Genomic DNA, 16,916 nt, shown 5'->3' on the forward strand with positions numbered 1-16,916 from the left:
ACCCGTCACACGAGTCCCGAGGACATCGTCCGTCACGGGGAACCCAAATGATCTCGCCGCCGTCCAAGTGGCGTGCGTGAACATTCCGGCACGGTCGCCCGGTGACCGGCCCGGGGTCCCGCGAGGCGCTCCGGGGAAGCGGCCGCCTCGCCGAACTCGACCTCCTGCGTTTCGTCGCCGCCCTGGCGGTGCTCGCCTTCCACTACTTCATCGCCTTCGCCTCGGTGTGGGGCGACCGCCCGGCCGAGCTGTTCCCGGCGATCTCCACGTTGTCCGGGCTCGGCATCCTGGGCGTCGAGCTGTTCTTCATGATCAGCGGTTTCGTGATCCTGATGAGCGTCTGGGGGCGGAGCCTGGGCTCGTTCGCCCTGTCCCGGCTGGTGCGGCTGTTCCCCGCCTACTGGGTCAGCGTGGCCGCCACCGCCGCGGTCTACGGGCTGACCGCCGCCACCGCCCTGGACCCCAAGCTCGGCCCGGGAGGGTACGGCGTCAACCTGACGATGCTCCAGCGGGCCTTCGGCGTCGCCGACGCCAACGGCGTCTACTGGTCGCTCTGGGTGGAGCTCCGCTTCTACGTGCTCATCTCCATCCTGGTGATCACCGGGGTCACGCTCAACCGCTGCCTGGTCTTCATGGGCGTCTGGCTCCTGGCGGCCGGGTTCTTCACGGGCAGCGAGAGCTTCTGGGTCGACCTCGTGGTCATGCCCAAGTACGCCGCGTACTTCGTCGGCGGCATGGCGTTCTTCCTGATGACGAGGTTCGGGCCCAAGCTCGTCCTGTGGTGCCTGGCCGGGATCAGCGGTGGTCTGGCCGTCAACGCGGCGCTCGACCGGGTGGCCGGGCGCATCGACAAGGTGGGCTACGCGGCGATGCCCGTTCCCGAGTGGGCCGTGGTGGCCACCGTGGTCGGCTTCTACGTGGTCATGGCGATGGTGGCGCTCGGCTGGCTGCGGTGGTTGCGCTGGCGTGGCCTGGTCGTCCTGGGGGCGCTCACCTACCCGCTCTACCTGTTCCACACCACGGCGGCGGTGCTGATCGTCCCCGCCCTCCGGGACGTGCTGCCGCCCGCGCTGACCGCGCTGGTCACCGTGGTGGCCGCGCTGGCGTTCTCGTACCTGGTGTACCGGGTGGCCGAGCGGCCGGTCCAGGAGTTCGTCAAGGCCGTCAGACGCCGCCGGTCCGGTCAGAGCCCGCCGCCGCAGGCTCCGGGACTCGCCTCTTTCCCCCTCGCAACGGGCGAAAAGGCTTCGGTGCCATAACTGTCTGACCACCGGGCATAGTGAAGGGTCTAGGGTCGGGAATAGATATCGGCGGAGAGAACAGTCCCGGATGAACAGAGGGTGCGCATGACGGTACGGCGGGTGATGGGCATCGAGACCGAGTACGGCATCTCCGTGCCCGGACAGCCGGGGGCCAACGCGATGGTGACCTCCTCTCAGGTCGTGAACGCCTACCTGGCGGCCTCGGCGGCCAGGGCGCGGCGTGCGCGATGGGACTTCGAGGAGGAGAATCCGCTGCGCGACGCGCGGGGATTCGACCTCGCACGGGAGGCGGCCGACCAGAGCCAGCTCACCGACGAAGACCTCGGACTGGCCAACGTGATCCTGACCAACGGTGCTCGGCTGTATGTGGATCACGCCCATCCCGAATACTCCACTCCCGAGTGCACCAACCCCCGGGCCGCGGTGATCTGGGACAAGGCGGGCGAACGGGTGATGCACGACGCCGCGCTCCGCGCGTCGGCGATCCCGACCAACGCCCCGATCCAGCTCTACAAGAACAACACCGACAACAAGGGTGCCTCCTACGGCTGCCATGAGAACTACCTCATGCGCAGGGCCACCTCGTTCGCCGACATCGTCAGGCACCTGACCCCGTTCTTCGTCTCCAGGCAGGTCGTCACCGGCGCGGGCCGGGTCGGCATCGGCCAGGACTCCCGCGGCGAGGGCTTCCAGATCAGCCAGCGCGCCGACTTCTTCGAGGTCGAGGTGGGCCTGGAGACCACGCTCAAGCGGCCGATCATCAACACCCGTGACGAGCCCCACGCCGACCCCGAGAAGTACCGCCGTCTGCACGTCATCATCGGCGACGCCAACATGTCGGAGATCTCGACCTACCTGAAGGTCGGCTCCACGTCACTCGTCCTGGCGATGATCGAGGACGGCTACTTCACCCGGGACCTCGCCGTGGAGAACCCGGTGCAGGCTCTCCGGGCGGTCTCGCACGACCCGACGCTCAAATACGAGATCGCGATGCGCGACGGTCGCAAGCTGACGGCCGTGCAGCTCCAGATGGAGTACCTCGAGCTCGCGCGCAAGTACGCCGAGGAGCGCAGCGTCAACGGTCTGGACGAGCCCACCAAGGACGTCCTGGACCGCTGGGAGTCGGTCCTCACCCGGCTGGCCGAGGACCCGATGCAGCTGGCCGGCGAGCTCGACTGGGTGGCCAAGCTGGAACTGCTGGAGGGCTACCGAAGCCGTGACGGCCTGCCCTGGTCGCACCCGCGTCTGCAGCTCGTCGACCTGCAGTACTCCGACATCCGCCCCGACCGCGGCCTGTACAACCGGCTGGTCGCCCGGGGCAAGATGCGGCGTCTGGTGACCGAGGAGGAGGTGCAGCGGGCCATCGAGGCGCCGCCCAGCGACACCCGGGCCTACTTCCGGGGCCGCTGCCTGAGCCAGTACAGCGACTCGGTGGCCGCGGCCTCGTGGGACTCGGTCATCTTCGACATCCCGGGCCGCGAGTCGTTGCAGCGCGTGCCCACCCTGGAGCCGCTGCGCGGCACCAAGGCCCACGTGGGCGAGCTGTTCGACCGCTGCCGCACCGCCGCCGAGCTGGTGGCGGCGCTGACCGGGGAGTAGCGGGGTTCTCGGGAGGGGGCGGTCCGGGCCGGACCGTCCCCGTTCCGGCGTATCCGGCGGCGGCGTCGGGCGTCCCCGCTCCGGTGTGCCCGGTGGCGGCGTCGGGCGCCCGCGCCCCGGCGCGAGCACCGGCCGCCGTCCTTGCCGTCGGGAGCCGCCGCCCGTATCGGCCGGAGCCGCCGTCCCGATCGGCGAGGAACCGCTGTCCGGATCGCCAGAAGGCTGATGTCCGGATTGACGGGGGATAGGGAACCGGGATACGTTCCGGGTGTTTTGTGGCGGTGCGAGGGAAATCCGGTGAAATGCCGGTGCGGTCGCGCCACTGTGACCGGCCCGCGAGGGCCGGGAGCCAGGTCACTCGACCGCCACCGACCTACGACAAGGGACGCGTCAATCCCGAAGGAGGCCCCGTGAGCCAGATCTCGGCTCCGCACACCCAGCCCGTTCCGTGGACGTCGATCGCCCGCTGGCTGCTCGCCGTACCGGTGCTCCTGCTCGTCGCCTACCTGGTCACCTTCGACCAGGGCGCGATCTCGCAGGCCGGAAACTACCTGCACGAGCTCATGCACGACGGGCGCCACCTGCTCGGCGTCCCGTGCCACTGAGCCGCGTGTGATCGGCAAACTCCTCGTCCGCGGCATCGTCGTCGGACTGCTCGCCGGACTGCTCGCCGCCGTCTTCGCCTACGCCGTGGGCGAGCCGCGCATCGAGCAGGCCATCGCGCTGGAGGAGGCGGCCGCTGCCGCCGCCCCGGCCGCGGAGACCCACTCGCACGGAGCCGCCGAACCCGCGGCCCACTCCCACGGAGAGGAGGCCCTGGTCAGCAGGGGCGGGCAGCGGTTCGGCCTCTTCCTGGCCCTGGGCCTGTACGGGATGGCGGTGGGCGGCCTGTTCGCCCTCGTCTACGCGGCCCTGCGCGGCCGGGTGGGGCCCCGATCGGAACCGGTGCTGGCCGTGGCCCTGGCGGCCGCAGCCTTCGCCGCGATCGTCCTCATCCCGTTCGTGAAGTATCCCGCCAACCCGCCCGCGGTGGGCGATCCGGAGACCATCGACCAGCGCACGGTGCTCTACCTGGTCGCCGTGGCCATCGGGATTCTCTCCGTCGCCGCCGGGACCGCCGCCCACCGGTACGCCTCGGCCGCCGAGCCGTGGCTGCGCTGGCTGGCGGCGGGCGCCGCGGTGCTGGTTCCCGTCATCGCGGCCTGGATCCTCCTACCGGAGATCGCGGAGGTGCCCGCGGGCTTCCCCGCGGACCTGCTGTGGGACTTCCGGATCGCCTCACTCGGCACCCAGGCGGTCTTCTGGACCGGTGTCGGCGCGCTGTTCGCCTTCGCTGCGCGCGGACGCAGCCCGGTGTGACGGCCCCCTCGGGGGTCACCCGCCTGCTGCTGGTCTGCCACGGCTCCACCCCGGCCACGGTGCGGGCCGCGTTCCCGGGCGACGAACCGCTCGACGGGCGCGGCCTGCGCGGGGCCGCCGCGCTGGCGCCGGAGGTCGGCACCGGCCAGGCGGCCTGCGCCGCCGAGCTGCGCTGCACCCAGACGGCGGCGGCGCTCGGCCTGCGGGCCGAGATCGACCCGCTGCTCGCCGACTGCGACTACGGCCGCTGGCGCGGCAGGACCCTCGACGAGGTCGGCGCGGCCGAGCCCGAGGCGCTCGCCGCCTGGCTGGGCGACCCGGCCTCGGCACCTCACGGCGGGGAGTCGATCATCGCGCTCCTCGCTCGTGTGTCCGGCTGGCTCGCCGGCCACGCGCCCGGCCGGGTCGTCGCGGTCACCCACCCCGCCGTCATCCGCGCCGCGGTCGTCCACGCCGTGGGCGCCCCCGCCCCAGCCTTCTGGCGTGTCGACGTCGCCCCGCTGGCCCGCGTGGCGCTCACCGGCCGCGGCGGGCGCTGGCAGCTGAGCTACACCCCGTGAACGACAGGCAAGGAGACCTCGACGGTGCGTGACCACCGCTATCCCTTCACCGCGATCGTGGGGCTGGAGGACCTGAAACTCGCGCTGATCCTCAACGCCGTCTCCCCGCGCGCCGGGGGAGTGCTGGTCAGAGGGGAGAAGGGCACCGCCAAGTCCACGATCGTGCGCGCCCTCGCCGCGCTCCTGCCGCCGGTCGAGGTGGTCACCGGCTGCCGTTTCTCCTGCGATCCCGGCGCCCCCGACCCCGGCTGCCCCGACGGGCCGCACCAGGCCCGCGCGGAGACCGACGGGCCGGGTACCGGCCCGGATCGGGGCGTGCGGGCCGCCCGCCTGGTGGAGTTGCCCGTCGGCGCCTCCGAGGACCGGCTGGTCGGCTCCCTCGACATCGAACGCGCCCTCACCGAGGGGGTGAAGTCCTTCGAACCCGGCCTGCTCGCCGCCGCGCACCGGGGCGTCCTCTACGTCGACGAGGTGAACCTCCTCCACGACCACCTGGTGGACCTGCTGCTCGACGCCGCCGCCCTCGGCACCTGCTACGTCGAGCGTGAGGGCGTCTCGGTGCGGCACGCCGCCCGGTTCCTGCTGGTGGGCACCATGAACCCGGAGGAGGGGGAGCTGCGCCCGCAACTGCTCGACCGGTTCGGGCTGACCGTGGAGGTCCGGGCGTCGCGGGAGCCGTCCGAACGGGCCGAGGTGGTGCGCCGGCGCCTGGCGTTCGAGGCGGACCCGGCCGGCTTCGCCGCCGCCTGGTCGGCCCGGGAACGCGCCCTGGCGGACCGCATCGCCGACGCCCGGGCCCGGGTCGCGCACGTCGCGCTGCCGGACGCGGAGCTGCGCCGGATCGCCACGGTCTGCGCGGGGTTCGAAGTCGACGGCCTCCGCGCCGACCTGGTCACCGCGAGCGCGGCGATCGCGCACGCCGCCTGGCAGGGCCGCTCCTCGGTCACCGCCGAGGACGTCCGCGAGGCCGCCAGGCTGGCCCTGCCGCACCGCCGCCGCCGCGACCCCTTCGACGCTCCCGGTCTGGACGAGGCCAGGTTGCGCGACCTCCTCGACCAGGTCACCGACGACCCCGACGATCCCGGCCCCGATGGCCCCGACGGCCCCGGCGAGCCGGGTGACACGCCACCGGACGGTCCCGGTGGCGGGGGCCCCGGAGAGCCGGAGGGCGAGGGGGGGCCCGGGACCCCGCCGGGGGGGGGGGGGAGCCCGGGGGCCGGCCCGGCACCGCCGACGGCCGTGACGGTCGGGACGACCCGACCGCCCCGGCCACCGGCACCCCCGCCTCCGACGCCGCTCCCGGCCCCGGCCCTGGGGACGCCCCGGCGCCCGCGCGACCCCCGGGGACGGAGACCGGGGCCGTGTCTCCGGGACAGGCCCGCGAGCAGACCTTCGACGCCGACCCGGCCCCCCGGACCCGCCTGTTCACCGTCCCGGGCGTCGGCGCGGGCGCCCCCGGGCGACGCTCGCGCGCCAGGACCCCGCTCGGCCGCACCACCGGGGCCCGCGTCCCCGAGGGGAGCCCGGGCTCCCTCCACCTGCGGGCGACCGTCGCCGCCGCCGCCCCGCACCAGGTCGCACGCGGCAGGAGCGGTCCCGGGCTGCTGCTACGCCGTGCCGACCTCAGGGAGGCGGTCCGGGAGGGCCGCGAGGGCAACCTGGTGCTGTTCGTGGTGGACGCCAGCGGCTCCATGGCCGCCCGGCAGCGCATGCGCGCGGTCAAGACCGCGGTGCTGGGCCTGCTGCTCGACGCCTACCAGCGCCGCGACAAGGTCGGGCTTGTCACCTTCCGCGGCACCCGTGCCGAGCTGGTGCTGCCCCCCACCTCCTCGGTCGAGGCCGGCGCGGCCCGGCTGCGCGAGCTGCCCACCGGCGGGCGCACCCCACTGGCCGCCGGGCTGCTGCGGGCCGCCGAGGTACTGCGGGTGGAGCGTCTGCGCGACCCGGCCAGGCGCCCGCTGCTGGTCGTGGTCACCGACGGCCGGGCCACCTCCGGCACGGTCGAGGACGCGCACCGCGCGGCGGGCCTGCTGGCCGGGGTGGCGGGCGTGGTGGTCGACTGCGAGGGCGGCCACGTCCGCCTCGGCCTCGCCGGGGCTCTGGCGACGCGCATGGGCGCCGACACCGTACGTCTCGACGACCTGACGGACCTGGCGGGAATGATCCGTGAGCGGCGGAGCGCCGCGTGACAGCGAAGGGATGGCGACGATGCCGCAGGGCAGACCGGTCAGCGTGCCCGAGGACGGCCTGACGACCCGGCAGCGCCGCAACCGGCCGCTGCTGATCGTGCACACCGGCCCCGGGAAGGGCAAGTCCACCGCGGCCTTCGGCCTGGCGATGCGTGCCTGGAACCAGGGCTGGCCGATCGGGGTCTTCCAGTTCGTCAAGTCCGCCAAGTGGCGTGTCGGCGAGGAGCGTGCCCTGCGGGTGCTCGGCGCCTCGGGGGAGGGCGGGACGGTCTCCTGGCACAAGATGGGCGAGGGCTGGTCCTGGATCCAGCGCCCGGGCCGGGAGGAGGACCACGCCGCCGACGCCCGCGAGGGCTGGGAGCAGATCAAGCGCGACCTGGCCGCCGAGACGTTCCGGCTGTACGTGCTCGACGAGTTCACCTACCCGATGAAGTGGGGCTGGGTCGACGTCGACGACGTGGTCGAGACCCTGCGGGCCCGGCCGGGTGCCCAGCACGTCGTCGTCACCGGCCGTGACGCCGATCCCAGGCTGCTCGACGCCGCCGACCTGGTGACGGAGATGGGCAAGGTCAAGCACCCCATGGACGCCGGGCAGAAGGGTCAGAAGGGCATCGAATGGTAGCCCGCCTGGTCATCGCGGCCCCGGCCTCGGGCGCGGGGAAGACGACCGTGGCGACCGGGCTGATGGCCGCGCTCGCCCGCCGGGGCACGGTGGTCTCCCCGCACAAGGTGGGCCCCGACTACATCGACCCCAGCTACCACGCGTTGGCCACCGGCCGCCCCGGTCGCAACCTCGACCCGTGGCTGGTGGGGGAGGACCTCGTCGCCCCGCTGTTCCTGCACGGCGCCGCCGGGGCCGACGTCGCGGTGGTCGAGGGGGTGATGGGCCTGTACGACGGCGCGGGTTCGGGGGAGTTCGCCTCCACCGCGCACGTCGCCAGGCTGCTGGACGCCCCGGTGGTGCTGGTCGTGGACGCGGCCAAGCAGAGCCGGTCGGTGGCGGCGCTGGTGCACGGGTTCGCCTCCTTCGACACCCGGATCAGGCTCGGCGGGGTGATCCTCAACCGGATCGGCTCGGCGCGGCACGAGGCCATCTGCCGCGAGGCCCTGGCCGAGAGCGGCGTCCCGGTGCTGGGCGCGATCCACCGCAGCGACGCCGTCGCAACCCCCTCCCGCCACCTCGGCCTGGTGCCGGCCGCCGAGCGCCGTACCCAGGCGGAGCGGGCGATGGACGCCGTCGCGGAGCTCGTCGCCGCCTCCTGCGACCTGCCGGGGCTCGTGCGGCTGGCCCGCACGGCCCCGCCGCTGCCCGGCACCCCGTGGACCCCGGGCCCGCCCGCTCCCGCCACCACGCGGGTCGCCGTCGCCGGAGGGCAGGCCTTCACCTTCGGCTACACCGAGCAGGCCGAGCTCCTGGCGGCGGCGGGGGCCGAGGTGGTGCCCTTCGACCCGCTCGCCGACGAGAGCCTGCCCGAGGGGACCCGCGGGATCGTCGTGGGGGGCGGCTTCCCCGAGGTCTACGCCGCCGAGCTGTCGGCCAACGAGCCGCTGCGCAAGGAGGTCGCCGCGTTCGACGGGCCGATCGCGGCCGAGTGCGCGGGGCTGCTGTACCTCGCCAGGGAGCTGGACGGCAGGCCGATGTGCGGGGTCCTGGACGCCACGGCCAGGATGACCGGCACGCTGACCCTCGGCTACCGGGACGCGGTCGCCGTCCGCGACTCCGTGCTGACCAGGGCCGGCGAGCGCTACCGCGGCCATGAGTTCCACCGCACCGCGGTCGAGCCGGTGCCCGAGCGGCCGCTGTTCCGCTGGCGGGGCGGGGCCGACGGTTTCGCCGACGGCCGGGTGGCCGCCTCCTACCTGCACCTGCACTGGGCCGGCAGCCCTCACCTGGCCGCCAGGTTCGTCGAGGCCTGCCGCCCGCTCACCCGCACCTGATGATCTACACTGTAAAGGAGTCGGGTGGCAGGCGTGCCGCGGGCAGCCGTGGCGCCGCCGCCGTCACCCCCTCCACGCGAAGGATCTCCGACAACATCCGGCCCGCGTGCCCGGTGCCCATCCGGGCCGCCGGATCGGGCCGGAGCAGCCCCTCCAGGACCGGCCGGAGCGGCCCGGCCTTCACCGGCGGGGCCACGCGCCCGGCCGCCTGCGTGCCGGACGCGCCCGGCGGGCCGGCGACGGGGTAGGGCGCCCGGCCCTCCACCGCGAAGTACAGGCACGCCCCGAACGACCACAGGTCACCCGCGGGGGTCGCCGGGCCGCCCCGTATCCGCTCCGGCGCGATGAAGGCGGGGGCGTAGCCGAGCGGCATGGTCGTCGACTGGTCCGAGTCGCGGTGCAGCGCCGCGATCCCGAAGTCCGACAGCACCACCCGATCGCCGGTCAGCAGGATGTTGCCCGGGTTGATGTCCCGGTGCAGGATGCCCATCCCGTGGGCGTGGCGCAGCCCGCCCAGCAGTTGGAAGCCGATCCACGCCGTCCAGTGGATCGGCAGGTGGCCCAGGTGCCGGACCGTCTCCTTCAGGGTGAGGGCTTCCAGGAGCTCCATGACGATCCAGAGTCGTCCCTCCACCTCCAGGAGGTCGTGCACCGAGATCACCGCCGGGTGGTTCAGCCGCCCGGCCGACCGCGCCTCGCGCAGCGCCCGGCGGCGGGCGTCGTGAAGGTCCACGCCGTTCTCGTAGGACCGAGGGCGGATTTCCTTGATCGCCACATTACGTCTCAGCAGGAAATCGTGGGCGCGCCACACCATGCCCACCGAGTCCCGGCCCATCGGCGATATCAGTTGATAACGAGCTCCGAGTAACCGCGCCTTTCCGGCATCTGTTCCCATGAATCACCCATTGCGCATAGACGCCGATTCCCCTCAGCTGATTCATATTTTCACTGTGGAACGATGCATATGCGGTTACTGATGGTGATTGTCGGTAACGATTGGATTGCATGGTTCGCAGCATGGAACGCGCAGAATGCCGTCCATGCTGCGAACCTTGAGGCGGTGGTCAGGAAAAACCCCCGGAACTCGGCGAACGCCTCCGGGGGTGTGAAGCGCCGAGGTGTCAGGCGGCGCTGAGGGTCGAGCGCACGTCCTCCAGCATCTGCGAGGTGCGCTCCGCGCTCAGCCGCGCCCGCGGATCCTTGCGCAGCAGCCCGCGCAGCACCGGCTCCAGGGCACCCGCCCGCTTGGGCGCGCGCGGCGGCTCGCGCAACGCCGCCACCAGTGCCGCCATCGAGTTCACCGTGCGGAACGGGGTCCTGCCCTCCACCGCCATGTACAGCGTCGCGCCGAACGACCACATGTCCGCCTCGCGGGTGCCGCCCCGGCCCTGGAGCGCCTCCGGCGCGATGAACGCCGGGGTGCCCCGCATCGAGCTCGACGCCACCCCCTCCGGCGCGGCGAAGCCGAAGTCGGCCAGCACCACCCGGTCGCCGGTCAGCATGATGTTGGCCGGCTTGATGTCGCGGTGGATGACCCCGCCGTCATGGGCGTGCCGCAGCGCGTCGAGCAGGTGGCAGCCCATCGCGGCCACCAGGTGGACCGGGAGGGGGCCGGCCTGCACGAGCGTGTCGTGCAGCGTCAGCGCCTCCAGGAACTCCATGACGATCCAGAGGCGGTCGGCCTCCTCGGTCAGGTTGTGCACCGTCACGATGCCCCGGTGGCTCAGCCGCGCCGCCATCCGGGCCTCCCGCACCACCCGCCGCCGCTGCTCGGCCGCGGCGGGCCCGGGTGGCAACGGTATCTCCTTGAGGGCCACCTCTCGCTCCAGCAGCAGGTCGTAGGCGCGCCAGACGACCCCGGTCGCTCCCTGGCCGACGCGGGAGACGAGCTTGTACCTGCGGGCGATGATGGTGCTCACCCTCCAATGATCGCAGTTTCCGGCGCCTGAGGCCTACTTGGAACGGTCCCTGACCGTCCGGGGGTTCGGAAATGCGTCAGAAGTCATCGGGCGGGGCACTCAGACGAGCCCGACGCCGAGCAGCAGCGTGCCCGCCGCGAGGGACACCCCACCGGCGGGGACCAGCCAGATCAGCCTGTTCGGCCTGGTGTCGGAGGGGCGCGCCACCGACAGGAAGAAGCCGATCGGCATCAGGATCGGCGCCGCCACGATCAGGACGCGGGTCAGGCCCTTCAGGCCGTCGGACAGGTCGGCCTGGTCGACGTACAGCATGGCGACGAGCGCGAAGAGCACCAGGATGCCCGCGTGCGCGTGCCCGGCCCGCCACAGGCCGCGCCGCACCGGGTTGTCCAGGTAACCCGGGAAGCCGCGCATGATGTGCGCCAGCAGGGAGGCCCCGCCGAAGGCGACGGCGGGCACGGTGACGAGGAGCAGGCCGGCGGTGCTCAGCGACGACGGTGACATGGGGAGCCCTTCGATTGGATAGTGTCGCTCGCCAATTATTGGATAGTTACACTATCTGGTCAAGGGCGGGTGGATTCGCCGCCGTGCCTCCTGGGGAGGCTCTCTGGCGCGGGGCCCCGGACCGGCCTCGGCGCGTTCCCCGAAAGATCGCAGGGTGATCCACGCGCAATGTCGTCCGGTTCGGGGAAGATATGGGGTGGGTCAGATACGTCCCCCAGGCGGAGGAGCCACAGATGGTGAGCAAGGACACCGGCGGCCAGAAGCAGACTGGCCGGACCGACAAGGAAGTGGAGGAGACCGCCCCGGCGGAGACCTCCGACGTCCAGGAGCGCCACGAGAAGCTCTCGGACGACGTCGACGCGATTCTGGACGAGATCGACGAGGTTCTCGAAGAGAACGCGGAGGAGTTCGTAAGGAGCTACGTCCAAAAGGGCGGACAGTAAGATATGTGTCCAGATTTAAAGTCCGGCGTGAGGCGTGCCCGCTCCGGCGGGTAATGCCGCGGGAGGCGCTCCGCCGGGAGCTCCCCCGATGCCGGGCCGAACGGGGAAAAGCCGTCCGGGAGCGTTTCGGCGCTCCGGAGGGCGCTGATGCTGTCCGAAATATGGAGAGATAAAAACCCTGGGCTGAGGTCGGCCCTAATCGGTGGTATCCCGATGGGCCGACTCCTTACCGGAAGCTCCGTCACCGAGCCCCCGCAGCGTGGAACGCCCTGTTCTTCGGCGCGGGAAGAGAATACGGGAGGATCCCGCGGCGGGGTCTCCCGGCTGCGCCGGTGACGGCCGGAGCCGGAGCGGGCGCGAGGGCCGCGCAGGCGGAGAACGCCGGGCCGGAAGACACGGAGAGTACGGCCCGGCGCGCTCACCCCGCCCTCGTCAGGTGAAGGGTCGCGATCTCGAAGGGGCGCAGCGGCAGCCGTACGGCACCGCCGGCGATTTCCAGTCGCTCGCCCGCCGCGCCGAGTATGTCGGCGCGGCGGGCGGCTGTGAAGGGGCCGCGGACGACGGCCTCGGTGGGGCGCGGATGCTCGGCCACCAGACGCATTTCCAGGACGCCCGCGCGTTCGCGCAGCGCGGTGAGCACCACGCCCGCGCCCTCCACCGCGACACCCGCGGTCGCCGCGCCCGCGGGTTCCGCGCCGGCGCGGCCCGTCCCGGGTACGGCCAGCAGTTCGTGACGGTACTCCTCGGCCAGGCGCGGCAGCCCCGCCTCCTCCCAGCCGCCCGAATGAGGGAGCACGGCCAGGCGCATGGAGACCGGCCCCGGGCACTGGGCGGCCGGCGTGGGCAGCTGCGGCCCCGCGGGCTCCTCGCGCCAGGCGTTCCGGTTGTTCGACAGCAGCCCCACCGAGCGGACCAGGGTCAGGGCCAGCTCCCCGCCGGTGAGCTCGTACTCGGTGACCTGGTCCAGCAGGACGGCCAGGCCCCCCGCGGCGACGAAGCCCTCCGCGGGGAAGGTGGGCACGGGCCGCTCGCCGCAACCTCCCTCGCCGGTCAGCCCGCGCCGCACCACGGCCAGCTGCCCCTCGGCGAACGACTCCGCCGCCGTGCGGGGGAGTGGCGCGTGCCAGCGGACCCGGTGGTCGCGGGAGCGGTTGTCGAAGGAGATCTCCAGCCGCACGTACGGTTCTCCGGCGCGCAGCTCCGCCCGGGTGACGACGGTGACGTCCTCGGCGGCGGCGGAGCGGGCCTCCGGGGTGGTGTCCGACGGCCAGGCGTACGTGCGGCGGATCTCCAGCACCGAGACCAGCGGCCCGGTGTACAGGGGCTCGACCTCCACCAGGCGTGGGACGCCGACGAGGAGGTCCTCGCGGGGAGGGGCGTGGTTGTAGGTGTCGCCGGCGTCACCGCCGTCCACGACGCGTCCCACGCCGTGCGCCTCGCCGCCGGCGGAGAACAGCGACAGGGTGCCGTCGGCGGCGGCGACGACGCGCAACAGGCCGTTGTCGAGCGTGCCGTCGGCGGGACGGTCCCACCCCGGCCCGCCCGCGGGCGCCGCCCCGGCGGAGGGAGCCGGGCGGGGCGCCGGGGAGAGCGTGACGCGACCCAGGGGCGGGACGGTGACCTGGGCGGCGACGGTGACGACGGGCTCGGCGCAGGTGCGCACGCGCCAGGGGCCGGGCCGGGCCGCGGCGGCGGCCAGCACGGCCGCGCGCAGGTCGGCGTGGTCGTAGCCGCCGGTCGCGTGCCGCCCCACGACGACGGTGAAGACATCCTCGGCGGCGGACCAGGAGACGATCTCCATCCCGAACAGCTCGCGCTCGTGGACCCGGCCCAGGAGCCGGGTGAGGTCGTCCATCACGGTCTCGTCGAGGAGAGTGGGGGCGAGTTCGAGCCGCTGGGTGGGCACCTGCCCGCCGCCGGGGGTGAGCAGGTGGGCCCGGGCCTCGGGCAGGTCGGCGAGGACGAGGGCGGTGCGGGCGAACGGGGAGGGGTTGACGACCACGAGGGAGCCCCGGGCGGCCCGGTCCGCCAGGTGGGAGCCGACCAGGTCGACCACGGCCTGGCCGATCTGCTCGGCCTCGGCGATGCGCGCCGCGACCTGCTGCGCGGTCTCGTCGGCGCCGCACCCGGTGATCGAGTCGTGGCCGCCGCACGCGATCAGGCGGCGCCAGGCCATGTCGAGGAGCCTCGCCGCCGCCGTGCCGCTCCTGACGCCCGCGCCGTCAGCGCCGCTTCGGGCCGCCGTGCCGCCCGTGCCGCCCGTGCCGCCCGGCAGCCAGAGCGCCGACAGCGGTTCGGCGTAGCGGGTCACGACGCGTTCGGCGCGGGCCATGAGCCGCTTGGCGGGCATGCGGGCGGAGACGACACCCGGCAGGAGATTGGCCCGCGCGTGGGAACGCAGCTCGCCGTGGACCACGGGCAGGCCGGTGACACCCGGGTCCTGGGCGGTGACGTAGTCGCCGAGGGTGGCGATGCGCAGCCCGGCGGCGGTGATGTCCGCGGCGGGCGCGGTGTGGTCGCCGCCGTACATGGCCAGCAGCGGTCCCTCGGGGTGCCACGGGCGCATGGTCTCGGTGAACGCGGCCAGCCGGTCGGCGAGCCCCGCCGCCGGGCCCTTGAACAGGGCCGCGGCGTTGCCGTACCCGCCGGGGAGGTACTGGGTGCGGATGGCGGTGCCGTCGGCGCCGACCCAGGCGAACGCGTCGCGGTCGACGCGGCCGGGCACGCCCCGCCACAGGCAGGCGTGGTCGAGCCCGGCCTGCTTGAGGATCTGCGGCATCTGGGCGCAGTGGCCGAACTGGTCGGGCAGGTAGCCGACCCGCATGACGCCGCCCAGCTCGGCGGCTCCCCGCATGCCGTACTCGAGGTTGCGGATCAGCGTCTCACCCGAGCACAGGAACTCGTCGGCGAGGACGAGCCACGGCCCGGCCGCCAGGCGCCCCTCGGTGACGAACCGCCTCAGTTCCGGCAGCCGCTCGGGGCGGATCTCCAGGTAGTCCTCCAGGGCGGCCAGTTGGCCGTCCATGGTGAACCTGTAGGCGGGGTCGGCGCCCATGGCGTCGAGGACGTCGTCGAGCATGCGGACGAGGCCGAGCCTGAACCGCTGGAACGGCAGATACCACTCGCGGTCCCAGTGGGTGTGCGGGACGACCACGATGTCAGGCGTCACACGCCTCATCTCCGATTCCTGTGATCTCTCCGGCGGGCATCCCAGGTTCTGTCCCACCGGCTCCGGCGTCACACCTCGACGGCTCGCGGCCGCCCGGCCGCCGGGCGGCGCCCGGCCGTCGCGCGGGTGGGTCCGGCCGTAAATATCGGGCGGCCCCGCCGCAGGTGGTTCGCGCTGAGCTGATCGAGGGAAGTGCATGCAGCACGGCAAGATGAGTAAGGTCGGGCCTTAAGGGACCGCACCTTTGGAGGGAGTGGCGTGGGATCGCACAGGGACCTGCCCGCCGGAATGGTGAATCACATCTTTACCGACACTGGGAGTTCGTCGTTCACCGAGTTCGTTAGGTCCCACGCGCCGGACTTGTTGCCTGGCCGTAACGAGACCCTGGCGGCTCCGGTGGGTGACCAGATCCCCCATGCGACCACGATCGTCGCGGCCACGTGCGCCGGCGGCGTGGTGATCGCCGGAGACCGCCGGGCGACCTCCGGCAACATCATCTCCCAGCGCGACATGGAGAAGGTGTTCCGCACCGACGACCACTCGGGCATGGGCATCGCCGGGGCGGCGAGCACCGGGATCGAGCTGGCCAGGCTCTACCAGGTAGAGCTGGAGCACTACGAGAAGAGGGAGGGCCGCACCCTCTCGGTCAAGGGCAAGGCCAACCGCCTCGCCACGATGATCCGCGGCAACCTTCCGATGGCGATGCAGGGCCTGGTGGTCGTGCCGCTGTTCGTCGCCTACGACCCCGCCATCGACGGCGGCCGGATCTTCAGCTACGACGTCGGCGGCGGCCCCTACGAGCAGCGGCAGCACCACGCGATCGGCTCTGGTTCGATCTTCGCCCGGGGCGCGCTGAAGAAGCTCTACCGGGAGGGCGCCTCGCCCGAGGACACCGTGCTGACCGCCATCCACGCCCTCTACGACGCGGCCGACGACGACTCCGCGACCGGCGGCCCCGACGTCACCCGCAGGATCTGGCCCGTCGTGGCGGTGATCACCGCGGACGGCTTCCGCCGGCTCTCCGATGACGAGGTCGCCGAGTACGTCCAGACGGTGATCGGCAACCGGATGGGCACTCCCGACGGCCCCATCGCCCCGCTGCGCTAACACGAGAGGATCACCCCAGGTGTCCATGCCTTTTGGATATGTCTCGCCCGAGCAGCAGATGCGGGACAAGGCGGACTACGCGCGAAAGGGGATCGCGCGGGGTCGCAGCGTCGTCGTCCTGCAGTACGAGGACGGCATCCTGTTCGTCGCCCCCAACCCGTCCCGGGCTCTGCACAAGATCAGCGAGATCTACGACAAGATCGGTTTCGCCGCGGTCGGCCGCTACAACGAGTTCGAGGCGCTACGCCTCGGCGGCATCCGCTACGCCGACATCAACGGCTACACCTACGCCCGCGACGACGTGACCGCCCGCGGCCTGGCCAACCTCTACGCGCAGAACCTCGGCCAGATCTTCACCGAGTCGCTGAAGCCGTTCGAGGTGGAGATCGTGGTCGCCGAGGTCGGTGACACGGCCGACGAGGACCACATCTACCGGCTGACCTTCGACGGCTCGGTTTTCGACGAGGCGGGCCTGGTGGCGATGGGCGGCCACGCGGACGCGGTGGCGGGCCGTCTCAAGGAGCGCTACCGTGACGGGCTGCCACTGGCCGAGGCGCTGGACGCGGCGCTGTTCGCGCTGACCGAGCCGGGCGGTGAGCGCCCGCCCGCCGGCCAGCTGGAGGTCGCGGTGCTCGACCGCAACCGGCCGCACCGCAAGTTCCTGCGGCTCAACGGCGCGAGGCTGGAGCGCCTGCTGGCCGAGAGCGCCACGCCCGCCCCCGCGCCGGAGACCCCCGAGACCGGCGCAGCCGAGACCGGAGCCCCCGAGGTGCCGCCCACGGCGCCCGAGGGCGACATCGACACCGGCTCCGGCGGCTGACCGCGAGACCACGGAGCGCCGTGCCCCGCCCCGGGGGGCGGCGCTCC

General features: G+C 73.0%; 15 protein-coding genes, 1 pseudogene and 1 riboswitch. Of the genes and pseudogenes, 12 read left to right on the forward strand and 4 right to left on the reverse strand.

Translation table 11 applies throughout. The features are described 5' to 3' along the window. Positions 1–101 precede the first annotated feature (101 nt). From ABD841_RS18920 to ABD841_RS18960, 9 genes and pseudogenes are all read left to right on the forward strand, one after another. Positions 102–1,259 carry an acyltransferase family protein gene (locus ABD841_RS18920; RefSeq protein ID WP_344973203.1) on the forward strand — a complete coding sequence of 386 codons (1,158 nt, stop codon included), beginning with the start codon at positions 102–104 and terminating at the stop codon, positions 1,257–1,259. Positions 1,260–1,346: 87 nt separating this feature from the next. After that, positions 1,347–2,861 carry a depupylase/deamidase Dop gene (gene dop, locus ABD841_RS18925; RefSeq protein WP_344973205.1) on the forward strand — a complete coding sequence of 505 codons (1,515 nt, stop codon included), beginning with the start codon at positions 1,347–1,349 and terminating at the stop codon, positions 2,859–2,861. Positions 2,862–3,123: 262 nt separating this feature from the next. Then, positions 3,124–3,242: riboswitch (cobalamin riboswitch) on the forward strand. 29 nt (positions 3,243–3,271) lie between these two features. Continuing rightward, positions 3,272–3,466: a CbtB domain-containing protein gene (locus ABD841_RS18930; RefSeq protein ID WP_344973207.1), complete on the forward strand. Its 195-nt coding sequence runs from the start codon at positions 3,272–3,274 to the stop codon at positions 3,464–3,466. A gap of 7 nt (positions 3,467–3,473) precedes the next feature. Continuing rightward, entirely contained in the window at positions 3,474–4,220 is a 747-nt protein-coding gene (locus ABD841_RS18935) for a CbtA family protein (protein ID WP_344973209.1), read from the forward strand. After that, positions 4,217–4,780 (forward strand): histidine phosphatase family protein, encoded by a 564-nt coding sequence (locus tag ABD841_RS18940; RefSeq protein ID WP_344973211.1) that lies wholly within the window; start codon positions 4,217–4,219, stop codon positions 4,778–4,780. The genes ABD841_RS18935 and ABD841_RS18940 overlap by 4 nt, the downstream gene beginning before the upstream one ends. A 333-nt stretch (positions 4,781–5,113) precedes the next feature. Then, positions 5,114–5,767, forward strand: a pseudogene (locus ABD841_RS18945) (magnesium chelatase ATPase subunit I); the annotation flags it as partial. Positions 5,768–6,141: 374 nt separating this feature from the next. After that, positions 6,142–6,969, forward strand: coding sequence for a vWA domain-containing protein (locus tag ABD841_RS18950; protein ID WP_344973213.1), 828 nt, complete (start codon positions 6,142–6,144; stop codon positions 6,967–6,969). Between the two features lie 19 nt (positions 6,970–6,988). Then, on the forward strand, positions 6,989–7,591 hold the full coding sequence (cobO, locus tag ABD841_RS18955) for a cob(I)yrinic acid a,c-diamide adenosyltransferase (protein ID WP_344973215.1): 603 nt from the start codon (positions 6,989–6,991) through the stop codon (positions 7,589–7,591). After that, positions 7,585–8,907, forward strand: coding sequence for a cobyrinic acid a,c-diamide synthase CobB (locus tag ABD841_RS18960; RefSeq protein WP_344973217.1), 1,323 nt, complete (start codon positions 7,585–7,587; stop codon positions 8,905–8,907). The genes cobO and ABD841_RS18960 overlap by 7 nt, the downstream gene beginning before the upstream one ends. A gap of 4 nt (positions 8,908–8,911) precedes the next feature. Here the strand turns inward: ABD841_RS18960 and ABD841_RS18965 are convergent, their stop codons facing one another. The 3 genes from ABD841_RS18965 to ABD841_RS18975 all read right to left on the reverse strand — a co-directional run bounded on the left by ABD841_RS18965 (position 8,912) and on the right by ABD841_RS18975 (position 11,330). Then, positions 8,912–9,802, reverse strand: a complete 891-nt coding sequence (locus ABD841_RS18965) for a serine/threonine-protein kinase (RefSeq protein WP_344973219.1) — start codon at positions 9,800–9,802, stop codon at positions 8,912–8,914. Between the two features lie 226 nt (positions 9,803–10,028). After that, on the reverse strand, positions 10,029–10,826 hold the full coding sequence (locus tag ABD841_RS18970) for a serine/threonine-protein kinase (protein WP_344973221.1): 798 nt from the start codon (positions 10,824–10,826) through the stop codon (positions 10,029–10,031). 99 nt (positions 10,827–10,925) lie between these two features. After that, complete coding sequence (locus tag ABD841_RS18975) at positions 10,926–11,330, reverse strand: hypothetical protein (protein ID WP_344973223.1); 405 nt, start codon at positions 11,328–11,330, stop codon at positions 10,926–10,928. A 233-nt stretch (positions 11,331–11,563) separates the two neighbouring features. Here ABD841_RS18975 and ABD841_RS18980 point away from each other — a divergent pair, with 233 nt between their 5' ends. Beyond that, a complete protein-coding gene (locus ABD841_RS18980; RefSeq protein ID WP_344973225.1) occupies positions 11,564–11,773 on the forward strand; it encodes a ubiquitin-like protein Pup in 210 nt (69 codons plus the stop codon). A gap of 418 nt (positions 11,774–12,191) precedes the next feature. Here the strand turns inward: ABD841_RS18980 and ABD841_RS18985 are convergent, their stop codons facing one another. Then, the gene (locus ABD841_RS18985; protein ID WP_344973227.1) at positions 12,192–14,951 is read right to left on the reverse strand and encodes a glycoside hydrolase family 38 N-terminal domain-containing protein; all 2,760 of its coding nucleotides are present in this window, start codon (positions 14,949–14,951) and stop codon (positions 12,192–12,194) included. 279 nt (positions 14,952–15,230) lie between these two features. Between ABD841_RS18985 and prcB the strand changes: the two genes are divergently transcribed. Both prcB and prcA read left to right on the forward strand, forming a co-directional pair. Next, positions 15,231–16,049 carry a proteasome subunit beta gene (prcB, locus tag ABD841_RS18990; protein WP_344973372.1) on the forward strand — a complete coding sequence of 273 codons (819 nt, stop codon included), beginning with the start codon at positions 15,231–15,233 and terminating at the stop codon, positions 16,047–16,049. 25 nt (positions 16,050–16,074) lie between these two features. Beyond that, positions 16,075–16,869 carry a proteasome subunit alpha gene (gene prcA, locus ABD841_RS18995; protein WP_344973229.1) on the forward strand — a complete coding sequence of 265 codons (795 nt, stop codon included), beginning with the start codon at positions 16,075–16,077 and terminating at the stop codon, positions 16,867–16,869. Positions 16,870–16,916: the final 47 nt, after the last annotated feature.

Source organism: Streptosporangium fragile (genome assembly GCF_039534445.1).
Taxonomy (GTDB): Bacteria; Actinomycetota; Actinomycetes; order Streptosporangiales; family Streptosporangiaceae; genus Streptosporangium; species Streptosporangium fragile.

Coding starts and splice junctions, on each gene's coding strand:
- dop (WP_344973205.1), top strand. CDS start 1,347: ATGACGGTACGGCGGGTGATGGGCATCGAGACCGAGTACGGCATCTCC.
- cobO (WP_344973215.1), top strand. CDS start 6,989: ATGCCGCAGGGCAGACCGGTCAGCGTGCCCGAGGACGGCCTGACGACC.
- ABD841_RS18960 (WP_344973217.1), top strand. CDS start 7,585: ATGGTAGCCCGCCTGGTCATCGCGGCCCCGGCCTCGGGCGCGGGGAAG.
- ABD841_RS18965 (WP_344973219.1), bottom strand. CDS start 9,802: ATGGGAACAGATGCCGGAAAGGCGCGGTTACTCGGAGCTCGTTATCAA.
- ABD841_RS18975 (WP_344973223.1), bottom strand. CDS start 11,330: ATGTCACCGTCGTCGCTGAGCACCGCCGGCCTGCTCCTCGTCACCGTG.
- ABD841_RS18980 (WP_344973225.1), top strand. CDS start 11,564: ATGGTGAGCAAGGACACCGGCGGCCAGAAGCAGACTGGCCGGACCGAC.
- ABD841_RS18985 (WP_344973227.1), bottom strand. CDS start 14,951: ATGAGGCGTGTGACGCCTGACATCGTGGTCGTCCCGCACACCCACTGG.
- prcB (WP_344973372.1), top strand. CDS start 15,231: ATGGTGAATCACATCTTTACCGACACTGGGAGTTCGTCGTTCACCGAG.
- prcA (WP_344973229.1), top strand. CDS start 16,075: ATGCCTTTTGGATATGTCTCGCCCGAGCAGCAGATGCGGGACAAGGCG.